Annotated in this window: 22 protein-coding genes and 1 pseudogene; 11 read left to right on the top strand and 12 right to left on the bottom strand. The window is 69.4% G+C overall.

The window, feature by feature from the left end:
- Positions 1-66: 66 nt before the first annotated feature.
- Entirely contained in the window at positions 67-264 is a 198-nt protein-coding gene (locus ACQP2X_RS21640; protein ID WP_498699695.1) for a hypothetical protein, read from the top strand.
- Positions 265-357: 93 nt separating this feature from the next.
- Here ACQP2X_RS21640 and ACQP2X_RS21635 read toward each other — a convergent pair whose 3' ends face one another.
- Both ACQP2X_RS21635 and ACQP2X_RS21630 read right to left on the bottom strand, forming a co-directional pair.
- A complete protein-coding gene (locus tag ACQP2X_RS21635) occupies positions 358-2,616 on the bottom strand; it encodes a catalase (RefSeq protein WP_498699693.1) in 2,259 nt (752 codons plus the stop codon).
- 324 nt (positions 2,617-2,940) lie between these two features.
- Positions 2,941-3,582: a hypothetical protein gene (locus ACQP2X_RS21630; RefSeq protein WP_498699691.1), complete on the bottom strand. Its 642-nt coding sequence runs from the start codon at positions 3,580-3,582 to the stop codon at positions 2,941-2,943.
- 178 nt (positions 3,583-3,760) lie between these two features.
- On the opposite strand from ACQP2X_RS21630, the gene ACQP2X_RS21625 reads away from it, so the two are divergent.
- The 4 genes and pseudogenes from ACQP2X_RS21625 to ACQP2X_RS21610 form a co-directional block, all read left to right on the top strand.
- Positions 3,761-4,726: a methionine ABC transporter ATP-binding protein gene (locus ACQP2X_RS21625; protein ID WP_498699689.1), complete on the top strand. Its 966-nt coding sequence runs from the start codon at positions 3,761-3,763 to the stop codon at positions 4,724-4,726.
- Complete coding sequence (locus ACQP2X_RS21620; protein WP_498699687.1) at positions 4,723-5,379, top strand: methionine ABC transporter permease; 657 nt, start codon at positions 4,723-4,725, stop codon at positions 5,377-5,379. Before ACQP2X_RS21625 ends, ACQP2X_RS21620 begins: the two co-directional genes overlap by 4 nt.
- 14 nt (positions 5,380-5,393) lie before the next feature.
- A complete protein-coding gene (locus ACQP2X_RS21615; protein ID WP_498699685.1) occupies positions 5,394-6,209 on the top strand; it encodes a MetQ/NlpA family ABC transporter substrate-binding protein in 816 nt (271 codons plus the stop codon).
- 74 nt (positions 6,210-6,283) lie between these two features.
- A pseudogene (locus ACQP2X_RS21610) lies at positions 6,284-6,574 on the top strand (DUF4118 domain-containing protein); the annotation flags it as partial.
- 421 nt (positions 6,575-6,995) lie between these two features.
- Here the strand turns inward: ACQP2X_RS21610 and ACQP2X_RS21605 are convergent.
- Entirely contained in the window at positions 6,996-7,562 is a 567-nt protein-coding gene (locus tag ACQP2X_RS21605; protein WP_498699684.1) for a P-loop nucleotide/nucleoside kinase family protein, read from the bottom strand.
- Positions 7,563-7,872: 310 nt separating this feature from the next.
- Here ACQP2X_RS21605 and ACQP2X_RS21600 point away from each other — a divergent pair, with 310 nt between their 5' ends.
- A complete protein-coding gene (locus ACQP2X_RS21600) occupies positions 7,873-10,323 on the top strand; it encodes a tetratricopeptide repeat protein (RefSeq protein ID WP_498699683.1) in 2,451 nt (816 codons plus the stop codon).
- On the opposite strand, the gene ACQP2X_RS21595 is transcribed toward ACQP2X_RS21600, so the two are convergent.
- A complete protein-coding gene (locus ACQP2X_RS21595; protein WP_498699681.1) occupies positions 10,306-10,914 on the bottom strand; it encodes a DNA-binding response regulator in 609 nt (202 codons plus the stop codon). The two genes, ACQP2X_RS21600 and ACQP2X_RS21595, sit on opposite strands and share 18 nt — an antisense overlap.
- A gap of 161 nt (positions 10,915-11,075) precedes the next feature.
- Between ACQP2X_RS21595 and ACQP2X_RS21590 the strand changes: the two genes are divergently transcribed.
- Entirely contained in the window at positions 11,076-11,360 is a 285-nt protein-coding gene (locus tag ACQP2X_RS21590) for a hypothetical protein (RefSeq protein WP_498699680.1), read from the top strand.
- Between the two features lie 13 nt (positions 11,361-11,373).
- Entirely contained in the window at positions 11,374-11,655 is a 282-nt protein-coding gene (locus ACQP2X_RS21585) for a hypothetical protein (protein ID WP_498699678.1), read from the top strand.
- Between the two features lie 35 nt (positions 11,656-11,690).
- Here the strand turns inward: ACQP2X_RS21585 and ACQP2X_RS21580 are convergent, their stop codons facing one another.
- The 6 genes from ACQP2X_RS21580 to ACQP2X_RS21555 all read right to left on the bottom strand — a co-directional run bounded on the left by ACQP2X_RS21580 (position 11,691) and on the right by ACQP2X_RS21555 (position 18,315).
- Positions 11,691-12,758 carry an FAD-dependent monooxygenase gene (locus ACQP2X_RS21580; RefSeq protein WP_498699677.1) on the bottom strand — a complete coding sequence of 356 codons (1,068 nt, stop codon included), beginning with the start codon at positions 12,756-12,758 and terminating at the stop codon, positions 11,691-11,693.
- 50 nt (positions 12,759-12,808) lie between these two features.
- Positions 12,809-13,864 (bottom strand): tartrate dehydrogenase, encoded by a 1,056-nt coding sequence (locus tag ACQP2X_RS21575; RefSeq protein ID WP_498699676.1) that lies wholly within the window; start codon positions 13,862-13,864, stop codon positions 12,809-12,811.
- Between the two features lie 5 nt (positions 13,865-13,869).
- Positions 13,870-15,450, bottom strand: coding sequence for an SLC13 family permease (locus ACQP2X_RS21570; protein ID WP_498699674.1), 1,581 nt, complete (start codon positions 15,448-15,450; stop codon positions 13,870-13,872).
- A 44-nt stretch (positions 15,451-15,494) separates the two neighbouring features.
- Complete coding sequence (locus ACQP2X_RS21565; protein ID WP_498699673.1) at positions 15,495-16,457, bottom strand: ArsR/SmtB family transcription factor; 963 nt, start codon at positions 16,455-16,457, stop codon at positions 15,495-15,497.
- Between the two features lie 341 nt (positions 16,458-16,798).
- Positions 16,799-17,113: a DUF3817 domain-containing protein gene (locus ACQP2X_RS21560; RefSeq protein WP_498699671.1), complete on the bottom strand. Its 315-nt coding sequence runs from the start codon at positions 17,111-17,113 to the stop codon at positions 16,799-16,801.
- 101 nt (positions 17,114-17,214) lie between these two features.
- Positions 17,215-18,315 (bottom strand): ScyD/ScyE family protein, encoded by a 1,101-nt coding sequence (locus ACQP2X_RS21555; RefSeq protein WP_498699670.1) that lies wholly within the window; start codon positions 18,313-18,315, stop codon positions 17,215-17,217.
- 186 nt (positions 18,316-18,501) lie between these two features.
- Between ACQP2X_RS21555 and ACQP2X_RS21550 the strand changes: the two genes are divergently transcribed.
- Positions 18,502-18,918 (top strand): hypothetical protein, encoded by a 417-nt coding sequence (locus tag ACQP2X_RS21550; protein WP_498699669.1) that lies wholly within the window; start codon positions 18,502-18,504, stop codon positions 18,916-18,918.
- On the opposite strand, the gene ACQP2X_RS21545 is transcribed toward ACQP2X_RS21550, so the two are convergent.
- Complete coding sequence (locus ACQP2X_RS21545; protein WP_498699667.1) at positions 18,889-19,632, bottom strand: MBL fold metallo-hydrolase; 744 nt, start codon at positions 19,630-19,632, stop codon at positions 18,889-18,891. The genes ACQP2X_RS21550 and ACQP2X_RS21545 overlap by 30 nt on opposite strands.
- Positions 19,633-19,689: 57 nt before the next feature.
- Here ACQP2X_RS21545 and ACQP2X_RS21540 point away from each other — a divergent pair, with 57 nt between their 5' ends.
- The gene (locus ACQP2X_RS21540) at positions 19,690-20,379 is read left to right on the top strand and encodes a hypothetical protein (RefSeq protein WP_498699666.1); all 690 of its coding nucleotides are present in this window, start codon (positions 19,690-19,692) and stop codon (positions 20,377-20,379) included.
- Here ACQP2X_RS21540 and ACQP2X_RS21535 read toward each other — a convergent pair.
- Positions 20,324-20,758: a hypothetical protein gene (locus ACQP2X_RS21535; RefSeq protein ID WP_498699665.1), complete on the bottom strand. Its 435-nt coding sequence runs from the start codon at positions 20,756-20,758 to the stop codon at positions 20,324-20,326. The genes ACQP2X_RS21540 and ACQP2X_RS21535 overlap by 56 nt on opposite strands.
- 102 nt (positions 20,759-20,860) lie before the next feature.
- On the opposite strand from ACQP2X_RS21535, the gene ACQP2X_RS21530 reads away from it, so the two are divergent.
- Positions 20,861-21,604, top strand: a complete 744-nt coding sequence (locus ACQP2X_RS21530; RefSeq protein ID WP_498699663.1) for an SDR family oxidoreductase — start codon at positions 20,861-20,863, stop codon at positions 21,602-21,604.
- Positions 21,605-21,622 lie beyond the last annotated feature (18 nt).

The raw sequence follows: 21,622 nt of genomic DNA, 5'->3' as shown, positions 1-21,622 counted from the left end.
CCCGGGCACAAGCTCCGCCTGGAGGCCTCGCTGTGTCCCGCGTGCCCAGGCTGCCGATATGTGGACGTGGCGGTCGTCCGTGACGGTCTGGAGGCCGTGACCGTTCTCCTGCCGCCGCCCGCACGCGCCGAGATGCGCCGCCTATTGAGCCGCCTCGACGAGAAGTTCCGGCGCCGCACTCTTCCCGATTCCAGCCCCAAGGAGTCAGGGACGGGTAAGCCGCTGCCATGGTGGCATCGGCGCATCTACAAGAACAATTCTTGACGTCTGCGCGCTCTGACTTCGAGGCTTTGGCAGCACCGGCCCGAGGGGAGTCGGGCCGGTGCTCGCGCAGGTGAATCAGGTGTGCCCTGGCTGTCAGGCCACCGTGGCGGGGAAGCGTTCCCAGACGCGGTGGGCGGCCATGAGCTGCTGGACCTGGGTCAGGGCGGCGGCGCCGGACTCGGCGGTCACCACGCCGGGGGTTCCGGTGATGCCGGCTGCGGCCAGGGACTCCACGCCCTCGCCCCAGGCGCCGATCGCCTTGGCGTGGCGCCATGCCTCGTCGAGCAGCAGGACCACGCGCGGGTCGACCGCGGTGGCCGCGCCGGCCTTGTCGTCGCGGGCGGGGATCGCGTCCGGTGCCGGGACGGGCGCGGCTCCCACGAGGATCGCGTCGAACTCGATGGAGCGGGCGGTGGCGAATGTGCGCTGGACCGGCAGGCCGCCGACCTTGCCGCCGTGCGGGGCGATGATCAGCGGGACCATGCCGGCCGCCTGGATCGTCTCGCGCACCTCGGCCAGGCCGGGCACGTCGGTGCCGTCGGGGCCGACCACGATGCCGACGATCCGGCCGTCCGGCGGCCACTCCGCGCCGACCTGCGACAGCGCGGGGCTCGGCTGCGGGTCGGCCAGCTTGATGGTGGGCTTCGGGGCGGGCAGGCCCAGGCCGGTGGCGACCTCGGCGCAGAGCACCGGGTCGATGTTGGCCAGGGACTGGAGCTGACGCTCCTTGATCGCCTGCTCGTAGCATTTGCCCAGCTCGAAGGTGTACGCCCGGATGATGTGCTCCTTCTCGACCGGCGACATGCTCAGCCAGAACAGGCGTACCTGGCTGTAGTGGTCGTCGAACGAGGCCGGGTTCTCCCTGATCTTGGGGGCCTCGGCCACCCGGACCGGCACGTCGAGGAAGGCCTGCTCCTTGTCGCCCGCGGTGAACGGGTTGCCGCCGTCGAGCGAGTTCGGGCGGTACGGCGCCACGCCCGCGTGCACCGCGTGCTGGTGGAAGCCGTCGCGGAGCATGTCGTTCACGGGAGCGTGCGGGCGGTTGATCGGGATCTGCGAGTAGTTGGGGCCGCCGAGGCGCGTGAGCTGCGTGTCGACGTACGAGAAAAGCCGTCCCTGAAGCAGTGGATCGTTGGTGACGTCGATGCCGGGAGGCAGATGACCGAGGTGGAAGGCCACCTGCTCGGTCTCGGCGAAGAAGTTGCGCGGCGTGCGGTTGAGTACCAGCTTGCCGACCCGCTGGACCGGTGCCAGCTCCTCCGGCACGATCTTGGTGGGGTCGAGCAGGTCGATGCCGGCGAACGTCTCCTCGGGCGTGTCCGGGAAGACCTGGATGCCGAGCTCCCACTCGGGGAACGCGCCCGACTCGATCGCGTCGTAGAGGTCGCGCCGGTGGAAGTCGGGGTCGACGCCGGCCGCGATCTGGGCCTCCTCCCAGGTCAGCGAGTGCACGCCGAGCTTGGGCTTCCAGTGGAACTTCACCAGCACGGTCTCGCCGGCCGCGTTGACCAGCCGGAACGTGTGGACGCCGAAGCCCTCCATGGTCCGGTAGGAGCGCGGGATGCCCCGGTCGGACATGTTCCAGATGGTGTGGTGCTGGGCCTCGGTGTGCAGCGAGACGAAGTCCCAGAACGTGTCGTGCGCGCTCTGCGCCTGCGGGATCTCGCGGTCCGGGTGCGGCTTGCCGGCGTGGATGACGTCCGGGAACTTGATCGCGTCCTGGATGAAGAAGACCGGGATGTTGTTGGCGACCAGGTCGAACGTGCCCTCGTCGGTGTAGAACTTCGTGGCGAAGCCGCGGGTGTCGCGCACGGTGTCGGCCGAGCCGCGTGAGCCGAGCACTGTCGAGAAGCGCACGAAGACGTCGGTCTCCTTGCCCTTCTTGAGAAATCCGGCCCGGGTGATCTCGTCGGCCGTGCCGTATCCGACGAAGACGCCGTGGGCGCCGGCGCCGCGTGCGTGCACGACGCGCTCGGGGATGCGCTCGTGGTCGAAGTGCGTGATCTTCTCGCGGAAGTGGTGGTCCTGCAGCAGGATCGGGCCGCGCGGCCCGGCCTTGAGCGAGTGGTCGGTGTCGCGCAGGCGCGCGCCCTGCGCGGTCGTCAGATAGGCGCCCTGCTGGCCTTTGCTCTCGGCGGGGGCGCCGGTCTCGGCTCCGGTCGGTGTACGGGTGTCGGGCGCACCGTGTTCTTTCTTCGGCGGCAGGGGCTCGACGGGCGTGGTGGGCTCGGCAACGGTCGGGGGCGCGCTCGAAGGCGCTCCCGGCACCGGCGGGGTGAGGGCGTCGGCCACCTTCGCGGCCGCCGCCTCCACCACACCCTTGATCGCCTTCGCAGGCTTACTTGATGCCATTTGAGTCAATCCTCCGGAAATGGCCGACTGGAACGGTTCCGGGGTACCCGCCGTTCCTCGCCATAAACGGAGTCTGGAATGACTCAAGTGCAAGCCTCCACCACGTACCCGACGACGCGGCGTCGTGCTCGATCAGCAGGACCCGGCTGGTCGCCGGGTCCACGGCCCGCGGCCGGCCCTTCAGCCCGTTGAGATCGACCAGCGACACCATCGCCTCGCGGTGGGTGAAGAGCGCCCAGCAACCGCCCACCGCGGGCCATCGCGGGCAGTGGGCGGACCTGCCTCGCGCCTGATCGGCGGATACCGAGAAGAAACTTTCGGCTTTTAGAAGAAGTCGCCGAATCCGCCGGGGCCGCCGCCGAAGCCGTGCGGGCCGTGGTGGTCGAAGAGGGCGTCGAAGATCATCATGCCGCCGAGGGCGCCCGCGCCGGCCGCGAGCGCGGTCTTCCACCACGGCGTCGAGTACCAGCCCGCGGGAACAGGGCGGCCGCCGACGTAGCCGCCGGGGTAGTAGTACGGCGTCTGCGAGCTCGCCCGCGGGCCCGCCCAGTAGGTCTGCCCCTGCACGGTCACCTGGCGGTCGTCGCTGAGCGTGCCGGTGTTGCGGGCGGCCGATGGGAGGTCCGGGCCGGGGTCGAGGCCCATGGCGAGGCGGGCCGCCCGGACGTAGGCCAGGCCCTCCAGCGCCGTCTCGCGTGCCATGTCGAACTGCAGCGGCGTCTGAGCCCGGGCGAGCTGGCCGCCGGCCGCCTGGTGACGCTCGGCGGCGTCGACCAGAGCCTGCCGGGCCGCCGGATCGTCGCTGCTCAGGTTGACCAGCTGACCGCCGAGGCGCTCGTACCAGCGCTGGGCCTCGGCCCGGGCGTCGCCGAGCGCGTTGTGGTGTTGTCCGCTTGTGTTGCGCCGGCCGGAGAACAGGAGAGCTGCACCGACTCCGAACAGCAGCGCCAGAACCAGGAGTGCCATGACCCGAAGCTAGGCGCGGTGTCTGTGCGGTCCCTATGTCGTCGCTGTGTGGAGGTGACGGTCAGGTATCAGGCTCGTGACAGTCGTTACACCGACTTTCCTCGCGCGCGCAACGTCGCTAGGGTCTGTCGATGTCCCATCAGCCTATGGGATATCTAGGTTTTAAGGGTGCTTCTTCGTGATCGAGATAACGGGACTCCGGAAGACCTACCGGAGCCGCGGCCGTGAGGTGCGCGCCGTCGACGGCGTCGACCTCACCGTGGGTGAAGGTGACGTCTTCGGTGTGCTCGGCCAGAGCGGCGCCGGCAAGAGTACGCTGCTGCGCTGCGTCAACATGCTCGAACGGCCCGATGAGGGGCGCATCACCGTCGGCGGGGTCGACCTGACCGCGCTGAACCGCAAGCGGCTGCGGATCGCCCGGCACGGCATCGGCATGATCCACCAGCACTTCGCGCTGCTCTCCTCGCGGACCGTGGCCGGCAACATCGCGTTCGCGCTCGAGGTCACCGGCGAGCCCCGGGCCGCGCGCAAGGCCCGCGTGTCCGAGCTGATCGACCTCGTGGGCCTCGGGGGCCGCGAGGACGCGTACCCCTCGCAATTGTCCGGAGGTCAGAAGCAGCGCGTCGGCATCGCCCGGGCGCTGGCCGCGCGGCCCCAGGTCCTGCTGTCGGACGAGGCGACCTCGGCGCTCGACCCCGAGACGACCGACTCCATCCTGCGGCTGCTGCTCGACCTCAACCAGCGGCTCGGTCTCACGATCCTGCTGATCACCCACGAGATGGGTGTCGTGAAGAAGATCTGCCACTCGGCCGCGGTCATGCGTGACGGCAAGTTCGTCGAGTCCGGCCCGGTGGCCGAACTCCTCCACCGCGAGGGCTCGGAGCTGGCGCACGGGCTGTTCCCCCTGGCGGCTCGTCCAGGGGCGCCCGGGGAGACCCTCGTCGACGTCACCGCCAGCGGTGCGGACGCCGACGCGCCCCTCACCGGTCTCGCCCGCCGCTTCGACTTCCGGATCCTCGAGGGGTCCGTCGAGACCCTCGCCGCGACCCGCGCCGGCCGGTGGCGCCTGGCCCTGTCCGGCGACGTCGAGCCCCAACTCGAGTTCTTGCGGTCGCAGGGCGCCCAGGTGGAGGTAGTGGCATGACCTGGTCCGAGGTCTTCGACCTGCTCTGGGTGGGCCTGCAGGAGACCGCCTGGATGGTCTTCGTGTCGACCGTGCTGACCGCGATCGGCGGGCTGCTGCTCGGCGTGCTGCTGGTGCTGACCGCGCCCGGCGGGCTGCTGTCGGCGCCGCCGCTCTACAACGTGCTCGGCCTGATCGTGAACATCACCCGGTCGCTGCCGTTCATCATCCTGCTCGTCGCGGTCATCCCGTTCACCCGGGCCGTCGTCGGCACCACCATCGGCACCGACGCGGCCATCGTGCCGCTGACCATCGGCGCCATCCCGTTCTTCGCCCGCATCGTCGAGGCCGCGCTGCGCGAGGTCCCCCACGACGTGATCGCGGCGGCCACGGCGATGGGCGCCTCCCGCACCCAGATCGTCGGCAAGGTGCTGCTGCGCGAGGCCCGGCCCGGACTGGTCGCCGGGCTGACCATCACGGTCATCGCGCTGGTCGGCTACTCGGCCATGGCCGGCGTGGTCGGCGGCGGCGGTCTGGGCGACCTGGCCATCCGCTACGGCTACCAGCGCTTCGAGACCGAGGTCATGGTCGCGACCGTGGCCGCGCTCGTGGTCTTCGTCCAACTCGTACAGATGGCGGGCGATCTCGTCGTCCGCCGGCTCTCCCACAAATAAGAAAGGTTGTCTCCGTGCGCCGCTCCATCACCGCCCTCGTAGCGTCCGCTTCCCTCTTGCTGGGGCTGGCCGCCTGCGGTTCCGACTCCTCCTCGGAAGCGTCTTCCGACACCTTGAAGGTCGGCGTCAGCCCGGTCCCGCACGGGGAGATCCTCAAGTACGTCGCCGACAACCTGGCCTCCAAGAAGGGCCTCAAGCTGGACATCGTCGAGTTCAACGACTACATCCAGCCGAACGTGGCCCTGAAGGAGAAGCAGCTCGACGCCAACTACTTCCAGCACATCCCGTACCTGGAGGAGGAGGTGGCGTCGAAGGGCTACAAGTTCACCGCGCTGAAGCCGGTGCACATCGAGCCCCTGGGCGTCTACTCCAAGACGGTCAAGAGCCTGGCCGAGATCCCCGACGGCGGCGTCGTGGCCATCCCGAACGACCCGTCCAACTCGGGCCGCTCGCTGAGCCTGCTGGCCAAGAACAACCTGATCACGCTGAAGGACGGCGTCGGGGTCAAGGCCACCGAGAAGGACATCACGGCCAACCCGAAGAACCTGAAGTTCAAGGCGCTCGAGGCGGCCCAGCTGCCGCGCAGCCTCGAGGACACGGCGATCTCGGTCATCAACGGCAACTACGCCATCGAGACCGGCCTCAAGCCGGCCACCGACTCGCTGGCCCTGGAGTCGGGCGACGACAACCCGTACGCCAACCTGGTCGTCGTCCGCACCGGCGACGAGAACGACCCGCGCGTCCAGAAGCTCGAGAAGCTCCTGCACAGCGAAGAGGTCAAGAAGTTCATCACCGACAAGTACCAGGGCTCGGTCCTTCCGGCCTTCTGATCGGTTCTGACGAGCGCCGCCGCGTGTGAGCAGCGATATAGGGCGGGAGTCATGCCGGTGGATACAGTCGGGCGGTGCGCACCTGGCTTACCCGCAAACGGCTCGCCGTCGGGCTCGCGATAGTCGCGCCCTTCGTGGTCGCGGCGGCGCTCGTGCCGTTCCGCGGCGACGTGGAGAACACCCAGGTCGCGTTGCTGCTGGTGGTGGCGGTGGTCGGGGTGGCCGCTCTCGGTAGCCGGCCCGCCGGATATCTGGCCGCCACCTCGGCCGGCGTCTGGTTCAACTTCTTCTTCGCCCCGCCCTATCTCGAGCTGGACATCTCGGGCCGCTCCGACGTCCGGACGTTCTTCCTGCTGCTCGCGGTCGGCGCGGCCGTCACCGAGCTCGCCGTCTGGGGCCGCCGGCAGGCGGCCGCGGCCACCCGCGAGGCGGCACATCTCGAGGGCATCCACGCGGCCGCGCGGGTGAGCGCGGAGGGCGGCCCGGCGCAGGCCGTGATCGACCAGGTCGCGGCCGAACTGACCGAGACCCTCCACCTGCGCGAAGCACGGTACGAGCCGGGCGCGGCCGGAGCCGGCCAGCCGGCCCGGCTGGGACGCGACGGCCGCATCATCTGGCGCGGCAAGCACATCGACGTCGCCCACGACGGCCTGCCACCCGAAACCGAACTGCTGGTCGAAGGCGCCGGACAAGTCCACGGCCGCTACCTGCTGCGCGCAACGGCCCACACACCGGCGACCTCCGCGTCGCGGTCACCCTGGCCGACCAGGTCGCCACCGCGCTGCGCTAGCCGCAGTGGCCCTCCCTCGACTCGTCGAGAGAGGGCCAGAACCGCCGCGCCCAGGCGAACCAGGTCTCGTCGCCGGACGGCGGGGCGGGCGGGGACGAACCGGAGAGCTCGTCCGCGCTGGGAATCTCGAACGTCTCCCGCCAGGGCCCGAGCTCCGCCTCGGCCATCGGGAACGTCCGCTCCGGGGTGTTCTTCCAGCGGTCCTGGATCCGGCGCCACTGCACCTCGCGATCCACCGGCAGGTAGACGATCTCACTGGACGCTCCCACCGAAGCGGCCATCGAGCGCAGGGCGGATCGCTCGTCGCGCGACCAGAGCCCGAAGTCGAGAACGACGCTGAGCCGAAGGCGCAGGGTCTCGAGGGCCAGGGCGATGAGCAGGCCTTCCAGCCGCCATCGCTTGCCGTCGGGCCGCTCCTGGTGACGGTCGTCCTGACCGAAGAGGGTGAGCGCCCAGTCGTCGGGCGTGAGTCGGAGGGCTCCGTGCCGCGCGGCCAGCTCCCGCGCCCGGTGGGTCTTCCCAGACGCGGGAAGGCCCACCATGAGGAACAGTGTGGGGTTCATGCGGCCATGATGAATCAGCGCAACGACCCGTGGGCCGTCTTGTAGGAGACCAGGCCTTCGAGGCGATCCTCGTGGGAGCCGCTCGCGGTCCCGAGACGCCAAGGCCAGCGCCGCCACATTTTCGGTAGACCCGCGATGAGGCCGACACCGGCGCCGCCGCCCTGACCCAGGTACAAAAGCTGATGGTCGCCCATCGGGTCTGAGCGTTTCCCCGCCACAGTCACCGCCTTCAGCCGCCCTATCCAGTCACCTTCAGAGACGGCATGATAACGGAATGAGACGGCGGTGGGTCCTATACGGACTCGTTCCAGTGACCTTGCTGTCGGCGCTCGTGGCCGTCGGGCTCAGCCTCGGTATCGGAAGGGACCTTCCCGAGGCTGATGGGGCCGTGTGGTCGTACGTCGAAGCCCTGAGTTGGATCATGGGCATTCTTGGCGGCGCCACGTCCGTCATCTCGTTGCGTACAGACCGGACGGGAACAAGAGAAACGGCCGGTCCACTCGTCCGGCAACGAGATCCAAGTTTGGTCGATCGCGAGCCTCAGTACGACGCGCTGTACGGACTACTCAGCCGCGAACAGCCGCCGGGCGTGGTACAGGTAACGGGATCTGCCGGTGTCGGGAAATCGAAGCTGGTGGGAAGCGTCCTCACTGACCTGGGCACACACGGCACCGCAAGGACGTGTTTCCCTCACACCATCACACCCGGCAGCCGCTTCGACGTCCGTACCCTGATCGGCAATATCTTGGGCAAGGACCACCCGGTCGAGATCCGCGAGGGTGAGACGCGCCTGACCAGCTTGCGATCCGCCCTGCAGTTGGCCGGGCTTGATCGTCGGGTCATCCTCATCGAGGGAGCCGAACACCTGGCCGTTCCGGGGACTGACCGGCGTGTCGACGAGCAGATGGACGAGGCGTTGGACGCCCTGTGCCGATATCCCCATCCGCACGGCACGACCGTCATTCTGGTCAGCCCGGACGGCATCGAGTCACCAGGGAAACGGGGCTGGACCCACGAGGTGATTGCTGTTGGCACGCTGGCAGCCGAAGACTTCGAGGAATTCGTCGCGCGACGCGGATCTCGCCAGCTCAAGAAGCTTTCCGCGTCGCGCCGGCAGATGCTCCATCAACGGCTTTCCGGCAATCCGCGCAACGTGCTGTTGATGCTGGCCATCGTCGCCCACTCCCGGAGCGGCCTCAGTATGAGTGACTTGCTGGACACCGTCGGCACCCTCCCGCCGAGTTCCATGCCCCGCCGGCTCGCCGACCTGCTGGTCGCCGAGCTCCGGGACGACGAGCGTGACGTGCTGCAGACTCTTGCCGGTTTCGACACCCCCATCGACGCCGAGGCGGTCGCCGCCGTGGTCGGCCCACCGACCGACGCAGCACGCGCCAGAGGTTTCCTGCAGAAATTCGAGGAGTACGAGCTGGTCCGATGTTCCGGCGGCCAATGGTCCCTGACCGCCGGCAAGGCGAAGTGGTTCCTGCCGACCAGCACTACCGAGCAGTCCGACCTGCTGCGCCGCGTCGCCGCAGAGCTCAAGCGACGACTCGTGAACGATCCGCGATCGCTGGACGACCTGCGATATTCCTTTGCCTACGTCGACGTGCTGTTGGCGGCGCGGCGATACGCCGTCGCAGTCGCGGCGATGCAACCCATGAGCGCGGTGCTCAAGCGATGGCATTGCAACCACTTGCTGCTCACGCAGCGCGAGACGGTGCAGGACAACACCGGCGTGGCCGAACTGGAAATGGTGAACGACAACGAGTTGGGCGACGCCTACGCGCTGGTCGGCGAATATCCGAAAGCCGACGCAGCCTATGGACGGGCCCTCGATCAGGCAAACAGGCTCGGCGTGCCGCAGATTGTGGCCAGCGTCCAACACAACTTCGGAACGTATTACTGGCACTCGGGCCGCGCTGACCGGGCGTACGGTTACTACGAAAACGCGCGCAAAGCGGCTGAGGAGCATCAGCTGCCGGCAGTTCTGCCAGTGGCACTACAGGGCTTGGCCGAGTGCCATCGCCGCTGGGGCGAGTACAACCGGGCCTTCGCCCGGGCCGACGAGGTCCTGAGTCACGGCGAGGAGCCGGGATTCTTGCTACGTGTGGCGCGCTGGCGGGCCGAGAGGGGCTGTACCGGGAGGGCCCGCGAGCTGATTCGACGAGCGGAAGCACTGTCACACGACAGCCCGTGGCATCTGGCCGCCTGCCAGGAGGCGTACGCCGATCTGCTGCTGGCTGAGAACAAGCCTGACGAGGCCGCGGCCAGCGCCACCGACGCTCTGGAGAAGGCGGTGCGAACTCACAATCCGGTGGTGATCCTGCGGGCACGAACCACTCTCACTTGGGCGGCCCTACAGTCCCGTCGCTGGGATGAGGCCGCCCAGCATGTGGAGGAAGCCGAACGCTATCGAGCCCGCGGCAGTGCTCTCGTCGTGATCGCGCTGAACGCGCTGGTTCATCAAGAAGACGACCCGGCCGAGGCCGCGCGACTCTTCCTGGAGCTGGAGCTCGAGTCCCGGCCGCGTACCCAGGACAAGAAGGACCGCGGCGCTCGCGAGATGCTCGGGATCGCTCTCTGCAGGGAGGAAGTCGATCCACTCACGCTGATCGGCTATTTCGACGCGTCCGGCGCTTCGGTCCTGCGAGCGCGGCGAAACTTTCTGCTGAAGGAACTCAATCGTCGCATGACGCCACCCGGCCGCCTGACGCCGCTGCTCGATGTGCTCGTGGACGTTCGGTCACCGTCCACGGACTGAGACCGGCAGCCACCCCAGTTCCTGCGCCCGCAAAACAGCTTGCATGCGGTTGCGGACGCCCAGATCGGCGTAAAGCTGCTTGAGAAGCCGGAACATCGCACGCTCCGAATAACCGGCCGCGTCGGCCAGATCGGCCACGGTCGCGCCAGCGGCCAGTCGGCGCAGCCACGACAGCTGCGCCTCGGTCAGGACCCCGGGCTGAGCGTCCAAGGTGCCGGCCAGCTTCGCCAGCACCTGAACGGGCACCACCGACTGGCCATCGGCTGTCGCCTCTACCGCGCGCAGCACCGCCTCCGGACTCGCCGCGCGGGGAAGCACCGACCGAGCACCTAGGTGCACCGCCCGAATCGCGGCTGACCGCAGATCCTGAACAAACCCGACCACGTCGACACCCGGCAGATCACGGAGCGAGGCCAGCAACTGCCAATCCGCGTCGTCGAGCAACGTCAGCAGGATGGCAGCCCGCTGGCGGGACACCGCCCAATCAACCACGTGCTCAGGCGCTTCGACCCGATGTCCGGCCGCGGCCAGAACCGTCATCACGCCCTGCCGGAAAAGGGGAAGCGGATCGAGAACGGCGACATGCAACACCGGCCGAGGTTAGACACCTGCCCGGCACGGTGGCCGTTCCGGCGCGCCGGGCACGGCGGGGTGACGCCAAACCGGCGTCGCCACCCTGCCACAAGCGGTCATGGACCTGCCTCCGTGAGCGTCCGTAATTTCGAGGCAGGAACGGCTCAAAGGGGGCCCGGATGGTGCCGGACGACATCGTCAAGCCACCGCACCTCGGCATCGCGATCGAGAAGCTAACCCCAAAGGGACATCCACGAGGGCTGACAGACCGCATCGCGCGGCTCGTCAGAGCATGCGCCGACGCGAACCCCGGCTTCGACGCCGTTGAGATCCACGAGTGCCTGACGAAGGGCGCGTGCAAGCGGAAGACGCGGGCCGAGGTTTCCCTTGCCTTGGTCCTTTACGTCCTGGCGAGACGCAAACGGACGAAAGGTGCTCGCCGGAACAGCTCCGGGCGGGACTGATCAGGGAGGTTCGATGGTTCCGGACGACAAGATCACGCCGCCACACATCCCCATCGAGTTCGCCGACCTGACGCCTACGGAGCAGCCGGCAGAACTCAACAACGAGATCTGGAGCCTCGTCGAAGCAGCTGCGGCTCGACACCCCGATTTCAACGCCGTCGAGGTTTATGAATGCCTCACCAAATTCGACTGCATGAACGACTACAGTGCCTCCATCACACTACGCTCTGTCCTATTTGTCGCTGACCAATGGGCCAAAGCCACTGATCAGAATGGCCCGCCCTCAGGATGGTGAAAGCCTTTGGAGACGAGCACGTCGGTAGCCGCTGATCAGCGCAGCGGGCCGTAGGCGGCCTTGTACGAGATCGGGCCCATCAGTGGGAGCATCGCGTTGCGCAGGCGGATCGGGAGGCCGGCCACCCTGGAGAAGCGGTCGGTGGCGGCCTGCACGTGGGTGACCCGGTCGCGGCGGCGCTCCTCGTAGCGGGCTCCCACCGAATCCCACGCGCCGTCGGCCAGCAGGTCGGCCAGCTCGATCGCGTCCTCCATGGCCAGTGCGCCGCCCTGGGCCCACACCGGGGCCGTGGCGTGGGCCGCGTCGCCGATCAGGACGCAGCGGTCTCGGTGCCATGTGGCGATGCGGACCTCCTCGATCGGCGAGTGGTAGAGCCTGCCCGGGTTGTCGAGGACCGCCCGCACCTTCTCCGGATAGGCACCGAACGTCTCCCGCAGCCACGACGGATCCGGGTCGACCGGGCCGCCTCCGGTGGCCGAGGCGAAGACGTACACCTCGGACTCGTCGACCGGGATCATCAGGAACGCGCCCTCGGCGCCCGACCAGACCGTGAAGCAGTCGACGCCCGGGTTCGGCGCCATGAACCGCCAGCTGGCCCGGCTCAGCATGGCCGAGCGCATGCCCGCGTGGCCGAACACCTGCTCGCGGACGCTCGAATGCACACCGTCGGCGCCCACCACGAAGCCGTACCGCCGGCCGGCCACGCTCGCGCCCGAGGCCTCCAGGTCGACCGGCCCCACCTTGTCCACGGTGGGCACGATGTCCTCGCCGAGCAGGGCGTGCAGGTCGGACCGCCGTACGCACCGGGGCCGCGCATCGGGACCCCAGAACTCGTCCTCGTCGACCGCGAAGAGCACGCGCCCGGCCGACGACCGGTATTCGCGGCGGCGCGTGGGACGGCCGATCTTCTCCAGGCCCGCCCGCAGGCCCAGCGCGTGCAGCGCCGTCACCGCGTTGCCGGGCAGGTTGATGGCCAGGCCGCCGTCGCCGGCCGCCGGGTCGCGTTCCACCAGCTCGAACGGCACCTCGCGCTGCCGCAGGGCGCGCGCCAGCGCCAGGCCGGCTATCCCGCCGCCGACCACCAACACCGCGTCGTCAGTCATCACTCTTTCCTCCCCCGGATCCCGCGAGGAAGGTACCGTTCTGTCGGAGATCAGCCCACAAGGGCAACCAGCGATGAGACGACGGACGCAGTGTCGCCGGTGCCGCCCAGGTCGCGGGTGCGGGTGTCCGGCGCCATGAGCGACTCCTTGATCGCGGCCATCACGTCGGCCGCGGCCGCGTCGTGGCCCAGGTGTTCCAGCATCAGGGCGGCCGACCAGACCGCGCCGATCGGGTTGGCCACGCCGTGGCCGGCTATGTCGGGGGCCGAGCCGTGCACCGGCTCGAACATCGACGGATACGTCCGGGTCGGGTCGAGGTTGGCCGACGGTGCTATGCCGATGCTGCCCGCCACCGCTGCCGCCAGGTCGCTGAGGATGTCCCCGAACAGGTTCGACGCCACGATCACGTCGAACCGGGCCGGGTCGAGCACCAGCTTCGCGGCCAGCGCGTCGATGTGTTCGCTGTCCAGGCGTACCTCCGGGAACTCCGCCGACACCCCGGCCACCACCTCGTCCCAGAACGGCAGCGTGTGGACGATGCCGTTGGATTTGGTGGCCGAGGTGACGTACGAGCCGCGGGTCTTGGCCAGTTCGAAGGCGAACCGGGCGATCCGGGTGACGCCGGGGCGGGTGAAGACGGCCTCCTGCACGGCGAACTCGTCGGGGAAGCCGCGGTTGAGCCGGCCGCCGATCTCGCTGTACTCGCCCTCGACGTTCTCGCGGATCACCACGAAGTCGACGGCGCCCGGCTCGGCGTCGCGCAGCGGCGACCGCACCCCCTCGAAGACGCGGATCGGCCGCAGGTTGACGTACTGCCGGAAGGCCCGCCGGATCGGGATGAGCAGACCCCACAGCGACACGTGGTCGGGCACGCCGGGCCAGCCGACCGCGCCGAGCAGGATCGCGTCGTACGGCCGCAGCCGCTCGATGGCGTCGGCCGGCATCATCTCGCCGGCCGCCGCGTAGCGCTGGCAGGACCAGTCGAACTCGTCGTACGCCAGGTCGATCCGGTGTTTGGCCGTGACCGCGTCCAGCACCTGCCGGGCCGCCCAGGTCACCTCGATGCCGATGCCGTCGCCGGGTATCACCGCTATCCGCTGCGTCATCGCGCTCACCCGAGCCCGACCACGGCCACCATGAGCGGCAGCAGGAGCAGGATGAGAAGGGCGCCGAGCACGTCGAACGAGGCGCCGGACCGGATCATCGTGGTGATCGGGACGACCCCCGAGCCGTAGACCACGGCGTTCTGCGGCGTCGAGACCGGCAGCATGAAGCCGAACGACGCCGCGAAGGTGGCGGCCAGCGCCGGCACCAGCGGGTTCACGCCGGCCGCGACGGCGATCGGGATGATGATCGGCACGACCACGGCCGCCGACGCGGTGTTGCTGGTCGTCTCGGAGACGATGATGGCCAGCACGACGGCGAACGCGGTGATGGCGAACGTGCTGCTCAGGCCGAGGGCGTCGGCGCTGGAGGTGCCGATCCGCTCGGCCAGGCCGGTGTCGGCCAGCAGCGAACCGAAGATGATGCCGGTGCCGAACAGCACGATCGTGCCCCAGTCGATGCGCTGGGCGTCGCTCCAGTTGAGGGTGAACTCGCGCTCGCGCCAGGAGGTGGGCAGCAGGAAGAGCAGCGACGCGCCGAGCACGGCGACCACGCCCTCGTTGAGGCGGCCGCTCACCACGTCGTACACCTTCGAGTCCGTCCCCGCCACCACCGCCACGACGCCGGGGAAGATCCAGAGGGCGACCGTGACCACGAAGGCGATCACCGTGTTGCGCTCGGCCGGGCTGAACTTGCCGAGCTTGGCCCGCTCCCCCGCGATGTATTCCTCGACGCCCTCGATCCGGCGCACCTCCGGCTTGTTGAGCAGCAGCAGGATCACCGCGAGGACCGCGAACATGCAGAGACAGATCGGCGCGGCGAGCGCCATCCACTGGGCGAAGGAGATCTTCTCCCCCGTCGCCTCCTCGATCAGGCCGCGGCCGATCAGGTTCGGTGGCGATCCGACCGGCGTGAGCAGGCCGCCGACACTGGCGCCGTACGCCAGCATCAGCATCAGCGCGGCGCCGACCCGCAGCCGGGTCGGGTCGAAGCCCTCGCCGACCAAGCCGCGGTCCTGCATCATCTTGGCGATCACGGCGAGGATGCCGAGCGCGGTCGGCAGCAGCATGGCGACGGTCGCGGTGTTCGACACGAAGGCCGACAGCAGGCAGGTGATCACCCCGAAGGCCACGATGACCCGGACCGTGGACCGGCCGATGCCGGGCAGCGACAGGATGCGGAACGCGAACCGGCGGGCCACCCCGTGCTTGAGCATGGCCTGGGCCAGGATGAAGGCGCCGATGAAGGTGAAGACCGTCGACGAGCCGAACGGCGCCAGCACGTCGGCCGCCTCGGCCACGCCGAAGACCACGATCAGGCCGACGCCGATCAGGCCGCCGACCGGGATCGGCACGGCCTCGGTCACCCACAGGATGATCACGCCGAGCAGGACGCCGGCCAGCACCTGCTGGCTGGGCGGGATGCTCAGCGGCAGGGCCAGGAAGACGATGGTGACGACCGGGGCGAGGAAGAGGCCGACCGTGCGGCGGCCGCGTTCGAAGCGTTCCTCGGCCGGTGACAGTTGCTGTTCACCCAGACTGCGGTACGTGGCCCCACCGAGCAGGCGTTTCTCGACATCGACGGCCATGTCGCCTCCTTCGTGTGATTCACATCACTCGATGGTAGGCGTGGTCAGGGCAGGTCGCTCAACAGGGCGTTACCCAAAGGGGTGAGCGTGTGCACCACGGCCTTACCGGCCCGGCTCGTGGTGATCAGGCGGGCCTCGCGCAGCACCGCCGTGTGCTGGCTGACGCTGGCCGCGCTCACCCCGACCCGGCGGGCCAGCTCGGACGTGGTGCGGGGGTCGGAGAGAGATTCCAAAAGGCTTGTTCTCGTACGCCCGATCAGCGCGGCCAAGCTTGTCGCCTCACCCGGCGCCCGCAGCGTCAGGTCGTGCTCGATCGGATAGACCAGCACCGGCGGCAGCGTCGTGTCGCGCAGGACGTCAGGTGTGCCCCACGACAGATAGGACGGCACGAGCAGCAGGCCACGCCCGTCGAGGTGGATGGTCTGCTCGAACGGGACGTCGGCCTCGAGGACCGGCGGCTCCCAGCGCAGTTGCGGGCGGAAGCTGTCGAGCAGGCCCTCGGCGCCCTGGTCGAGCAGGACCCGGGCGCGGCGGGAACGCTCGGCCTCGATCTGGGCGCGGGCACTGTCCCAGAAGGGGGCGACGGCGGAGTCGTACTGCGACCGGAGGGCTCCCGCCAGCCGCTCCAGTATGGCCCGGTCACCGTCGGCCAGGTGGCCCATCCAGGACGGGGTGGGACCGCCGGCGCGCACCAGCTCGCGCATCTCCTCGCGCAGCCGGGTGGCCGGGGTGGAGAGCACGGCCTCGAGGGCGGCGGGCAGACCCTGAGCACCCTCGGCCGGGGTGAGGAAGTCGGGGTAGTAAGCACCACGGACCAGGGGCAACAGCAATTCGAGGTCCGTACGCCGGCTGGCCCGCAACGCGTGCTCCCGCCAGCGCCCGTAGATCAGCTCGGGACCGGGCCGGCGCAGCCGCCAGACGCTGAAAATGGTCTCCCAGAGCGGATCGGGCTCGCCGGCGATCCGCACCCGCCCGACATCCTCCGGCGTGAAGTGAATCCGCAACACGTCGGCCCGCCCCCTTGGATCTCAGGCGGCGATTCTATCCGGCGGCGGAAAGCACGACAAAGGGCCGTACGTCGCCCCAGGAACGCACGGAAGAGAACGGGTGTCGCCACGAGCGGGTCAGGGTTTTGGCGGGATACGCACCCCCGATACCGGCATATCCGTTATTGCCCAGGCCCGTCGACCGGCTCGTGGGCGACCCGGCGTCATGACCTTGCATGGGAGCGCGCCCGCCAGGCAACACGTTTAATGCGTCGCTGAAAGGATCGCGCTCTCCCAGCCTTCCCCGAGCCATTTCGCGGCCTAATGCCGGATTCGTTCCCCACGCCATTCACCTATTCGGCTCAGGCCTGGGTGAGCTCCCCGGTGGCGGGGCGGCGCTTGGCCACCCAGCGCTCGAAGATGAGCGACGTGAAAGGCGGGATGGAGGCGGCCAGGCCGACCAGGGTGCGCAGCAGGGACCAGCGCTCGGCGCGGGCGGTCCAGACGGCGGCGGCGATGTAGACGACGAAGAGCAGGCCGTGCACCCGGCCGAAGATGTAGACGCCCAGGTCGGTGGTCTCGGTGACGCGCTTGAGGTACATGCCCACGAGCAGGCCGGCCCAGGAGAAGGCCTCGGCCACGGCGGCGATTCGGAAGATCTTGTACGGGGTGAACACGGTGTCCGATCGTACAGACGCAGCGGCCGGGGTGACTTGTCGTCACCCCGGCCGCCGGGGGCGGCGCCGGTCGGAGAGGCGCGCCGCTCCTGTTGAGGCTTCTAGCGGAAGGCCTTCGGGCTGACCTGCACCACCTGGCCCGCCTTCTTGAGGCCGAGGAAGCTCGCCGTACTCCACGCGGTGGAGTAGAGGCTGCCGTTGGCGTACTCGATGCCGGTCGGCATGGTCACCTGGGCGTGCGTGACCTTGCCGTGCTGGATGCGGGTGAGGCGGCCGACCTTGGACGGGTCGAAGCCGGGCGGCGGCGTCGGGCCGGCGGGCATGCCGTAGAGCACCTCGGAGGCGTACAGCGTGCCGTTGGGCGCGACCGCGATGCCGGTCAGTGACGTGAAGCCGTGCCAGACCTTCAGGACCCGGCCGGTGCGGCCGTCGAGCTTCCAGATGGACGCGGCCCGCGGCTTCTCGGCGCCCAGGGTGGACACGTAGACGTACTTTCCGCTGGCCACGACGCCCGTCGGGACCGAGTCACAGCCCTTGGTGCCCGGGTTGGCCTGCGCGTCCGGCTTCAGGCATTCCTTCGTCCGCGGGTTCGGCGGCACGAAGAAAGTTGAGACCTTTCCCGTACGCGGATTGATGCGCAGAACATCATTCGCCCCGCCGTCCGCGACCAGCAGGCCCCACTTCGTGGAGGTGATGCTGAACGGGTTGGAAAGAGCGTCGTACGGCTTGCCCTTGGCGTCGAATTGCTTCTGCCTGTCCGGGTTGTGCTTCAGCTCGTATTTCAGCAGATCGGCCAGGACCCGGACATTCTTGCCGTTCTTGTCGGCGACCAGCACCGTGGCCGGCTTGTATTTCGACGGCGGCGGTGGCGGCCCGTCCGGCGCCGGGCCGCCCAGCGCGATGTAGATCCGGTGGCCGTCGGTGGTCACGCCGGACGGTGCCGGCAGCTTCGAGATCAGCGTCCGCTGACGGCCGTTGCGCAGGTCGACCGCGGTGATCTCGCCGGAGTCCCCCTCGGCGACCAGCGCGTGGCGCGATGAGACATCGAGGCCGAACGGCCCGTCGAGGCCCTTGGTGATCGTCCGGACGGGCGGCGGGCCGTGATGGCCACCGCCTCCGGCATAGGCCGGAACGCCGGCCAGTACGGTCACCAGGCCGGTCGCGGCGGCGGCCGACGCGGTCAGCGCGTGCGTGAATTTCATCCCTGTCCCCCCGACAGATACGCTCGCTATTCGGTGATTTCCGATAAACACTTTTCAACGCGCCCGGTAACGGCACAACCATCCGATCGGCCGAGTGAATGGAGAAATCGGCCTCCCCAATTCGGGTGCTTTTCTTGATCGTTTCTTTTGGTGTCAGATCTTGTGCTGCGGGTCTACAGTCGCCTCATGGAACTGCGCTGGTGGTCGATCGAGGTCCTTGACGGGCCCGGCGGCTCCGCGCGCGCCTGGCGAGACGGGCTGGGCTCAGCGCTGACGGAGGCCGCCATCACTCATGGTGCCTATCAGTGGGAGTGGCACACCCACACGTGGGGCGTTCTGTTCGAGATCGCGTTCGCGGGCGACGAACGCTGGACCGCGTTCCGCGCCCTGCCGCTGGTGACGGCGGCTCTCGACGCGGTGCCCGATCCGGTGCACGGTCTCTACGTCTACCCGGGCCGGGGCGGCAGTTCGGGCCCGCACGTCCCTCGCCGGCCGCGCCCGATCGCCGGCGCCGGCGCGGCGCCGCTGCCGATCGAGGAGGAGCAGGAAGTGGTACGGCTCGTGGCGCCGACCTCAGGCCCGCCCTTCCGCGTCGCCGTCTGAGGGGTCACCCTCCGGGGCGGCGCCGTCGTCGCCGGCTGAGCGCGCGCCCGCGTACTCGCGGAAGCGCTCGACGGCCCGCCCGGTGACGGCCCGGCCGTGGCCGAAGACGGCGTGCTCGAAGTCGTAGGTGGCGAGCTTGGCGATGCTGCGTTCCTGCTCGGCCGGGTCGGCCGAGACCTGCGTGGGGCCCAGGACCACCTTGCCGTCACGGGTGCCGCCGGCGGTGTCGCCCACGAAGAGGACGCCGCCGTCGCGGTCCAGCAGGTACGAGACGTGGCCCCGGGTGTGCCCCGGGGTGTGCAGGGCGGTGAAGCCCGGCACGGGGCTGCTCTCGTCCCGCGTGATCAGCTGGTCGATCTTGGTCGGTTCGGGGGTGCCGATCAGCCGTACGGCGAACTTGGCCAGGCCCCGGGGAGGCTCACCGGTGATCGCGCCGGTGATGACCGGTGCGTCCGCGGCATGGGCGACGACCCGGGCGCCCGACCGGCGGCGCACGTCGGCCACGGTACCGATGTGGTCGGCGTGATGATGGGTGAGCAGCACGGCCCGTACGTCACCGATGGTCTTCTCGATCTCGCGCAGGGCGCGGTCGATGCGCTTGGAGTTGCGGGGCAACCCCGTGTCGACCAGCACGACACCGTCGTCGGTGACGACCAGGTGCACGTTCACGAAACCGAGGCTCAGCTCGAAGACCCCATCCACCACTTCTCGCACGCCGATCATTCTGCCCCACCCGGCCCGGCGGCCGATTTGCCCGTTTAGTCTGATCGCATGGACCGCCGAACGTTCCTGACCACCGCCGCCGGCGCCTTCTCCCTGCTGGCCATCGGCGCCGCAGACGTACCCAGCCGGCCGATGTTCGAGTGGTCCCGGCCCGGCGGCTTCTTCGAGCCGGGCGCCGCCCTCTTCCAGCCTCCACCGCTCGTCGTTCACGACGACGGCACCGCGTACGCCGACGCGGCGGCCAGCCTGCGCCTCCGTGCGGCCGAGGTGCGGGCGCTGCGGATCCACGCCCTCGACGCGCTCAGCACTCCGGTCGACACCACCCGGAGCGACAGGCCTTTCCATGACGTACGGGTGTGGGTCGCCGCCGACAGATATCTCCGCGCCCGGCTCGACGCGGGACCGGTGGTGTCGTTCCCGCCCGCTTTCCACGATCTGCACGACCGGGTGCAGCGCTTGCGCCGCCAAGCCCTCCACGGCGAGATCTACCGTCCGCCCGCGGTTCTTCTGGCCACCGTGAAGATCGACCATCAGCCCGATTCTCCGGATGTCTGGCCATTCGAAGCGCCGCCGGCCGGCTTGTACGCGGAGCAACGGCTCCGCGGTTCGGCGGCGCTCGAGGTTCAGCGCCGGCTCCCCCGCGCCACCGGCACGGTCTGGCCCGCGTACCGGGTCGGCCCCGCTAGCTACGTGGCCGCGACGTGGCGTTATCTGCTGCCCCACGAACAGACCAGGTGACGTAGAGCAGCAGCACCGCCAGCACCACCTCGATCCCCAGGCCGGTGCCCACGCCCAGCGCCTCGGCCAGCGAGAAGTTGCCGAAGTGGGTGACGTGGAAGAAGAAGTGCGTCGCGGCGTAGATCAGATAGCCGATCAGGGCCGACATGACGACCTTGTTCTCCATGACCACGGCCGCGAAGTACAGCATCGCGGTCAGCGCCAGCCCGAGCCCGCCCACGTCCGACACCAGGTGCTCGTTGTACGGCGGGTCCAGCTTCACCGTCGGGAAGTGGTCGTAGAACGCCCGGGGGAAGAAGTACTGCCAGACCGAGGCGATCGTCTGGAGCCCGGCCAAGGTCAGCAGGCCGCCGCGCAGCCACGTTTTCACAGGTGTCATGCGTCATGGACGCGCCGTCGGCGGGTTTCGTGACAGCCGCCCTTGTGCCGCGGGTCACTGTCACGTTCATGAGGGCTGTCTCGTCCCTCTGACATGAGAACAATGCGCATTGCCGTCGCGGGCGGCACCGGCCTGGCCGGACGGCAGGTCGTCGAGGCGGTCCGTGCCCAAGGCCACTCCCCCGTGGTCCTGTCCCGCGCCGCCGGCGTCGACCTGCTCACCGGCGCCGGCCTGGACGCGGCCCTGACCGGCGCCGACATCGTCATCGACGTCAGCAACGTGCTCACCCAGCGCAAGGCGGTCGCGGTGAGCTTCTTCGACAAGGCCGGCACCAATCTGACGGCGGCGGCCGCCCGCGCCGGCGTCCGTCACTTCGTGTCCCTGTCGATCGTCGGTGTCGACCGCGTCAAGAACGGCTACTACACCGGCAAGCTCCGCCAGGAGGAGATCGTCCGCTCCTCGGGCCTGCCGTGGACGATCGTGCGGGCCACCCAGTTCCACGAGTTCGCGGGCCAGCTGCTGTCCTCGGTCCCGGGCCCGCTCGCCCTGGTCCCGACGGGCCAGGTCCAGCCCATCGCCGTCCGCGAGGTGGGCGAGCACCTGGCCGGCGTGGCCCTGGAGTCCCCGCAGGCCATGGCCCCCGAACTGGCCGGCCCTCGGCTGGAGACCCTGGTCGACATGGCCCGACGCCTGATGGCGGCCGGAGGAGCCCGCCGCCGACCCATCCTGCCCGTCTACTTCCCGGGCGGCATGAGCGCCGGCGGCCTGGTGCCGACCGGCGACGGCCCCCGCGGCACCCAGACCTACACGGAGTGGCTGAAGGAGAACACCCCCGCCTTCCACTGACCGCTCAGGCCGGCCCAC

Source organism: Actinoplanes sp. CA-131856 (assembly GCF_050956135.1).
Lineage (GTDB): Bacteria > Actinomycetota > Actinomycetes > Mycobacteriales > Micromonosporaceae > Actinoplanes.
Note: the sequence above shows the minus strand (reverse complement) of the source record. Positions and strands in the feature narration are given on the sequence as shown.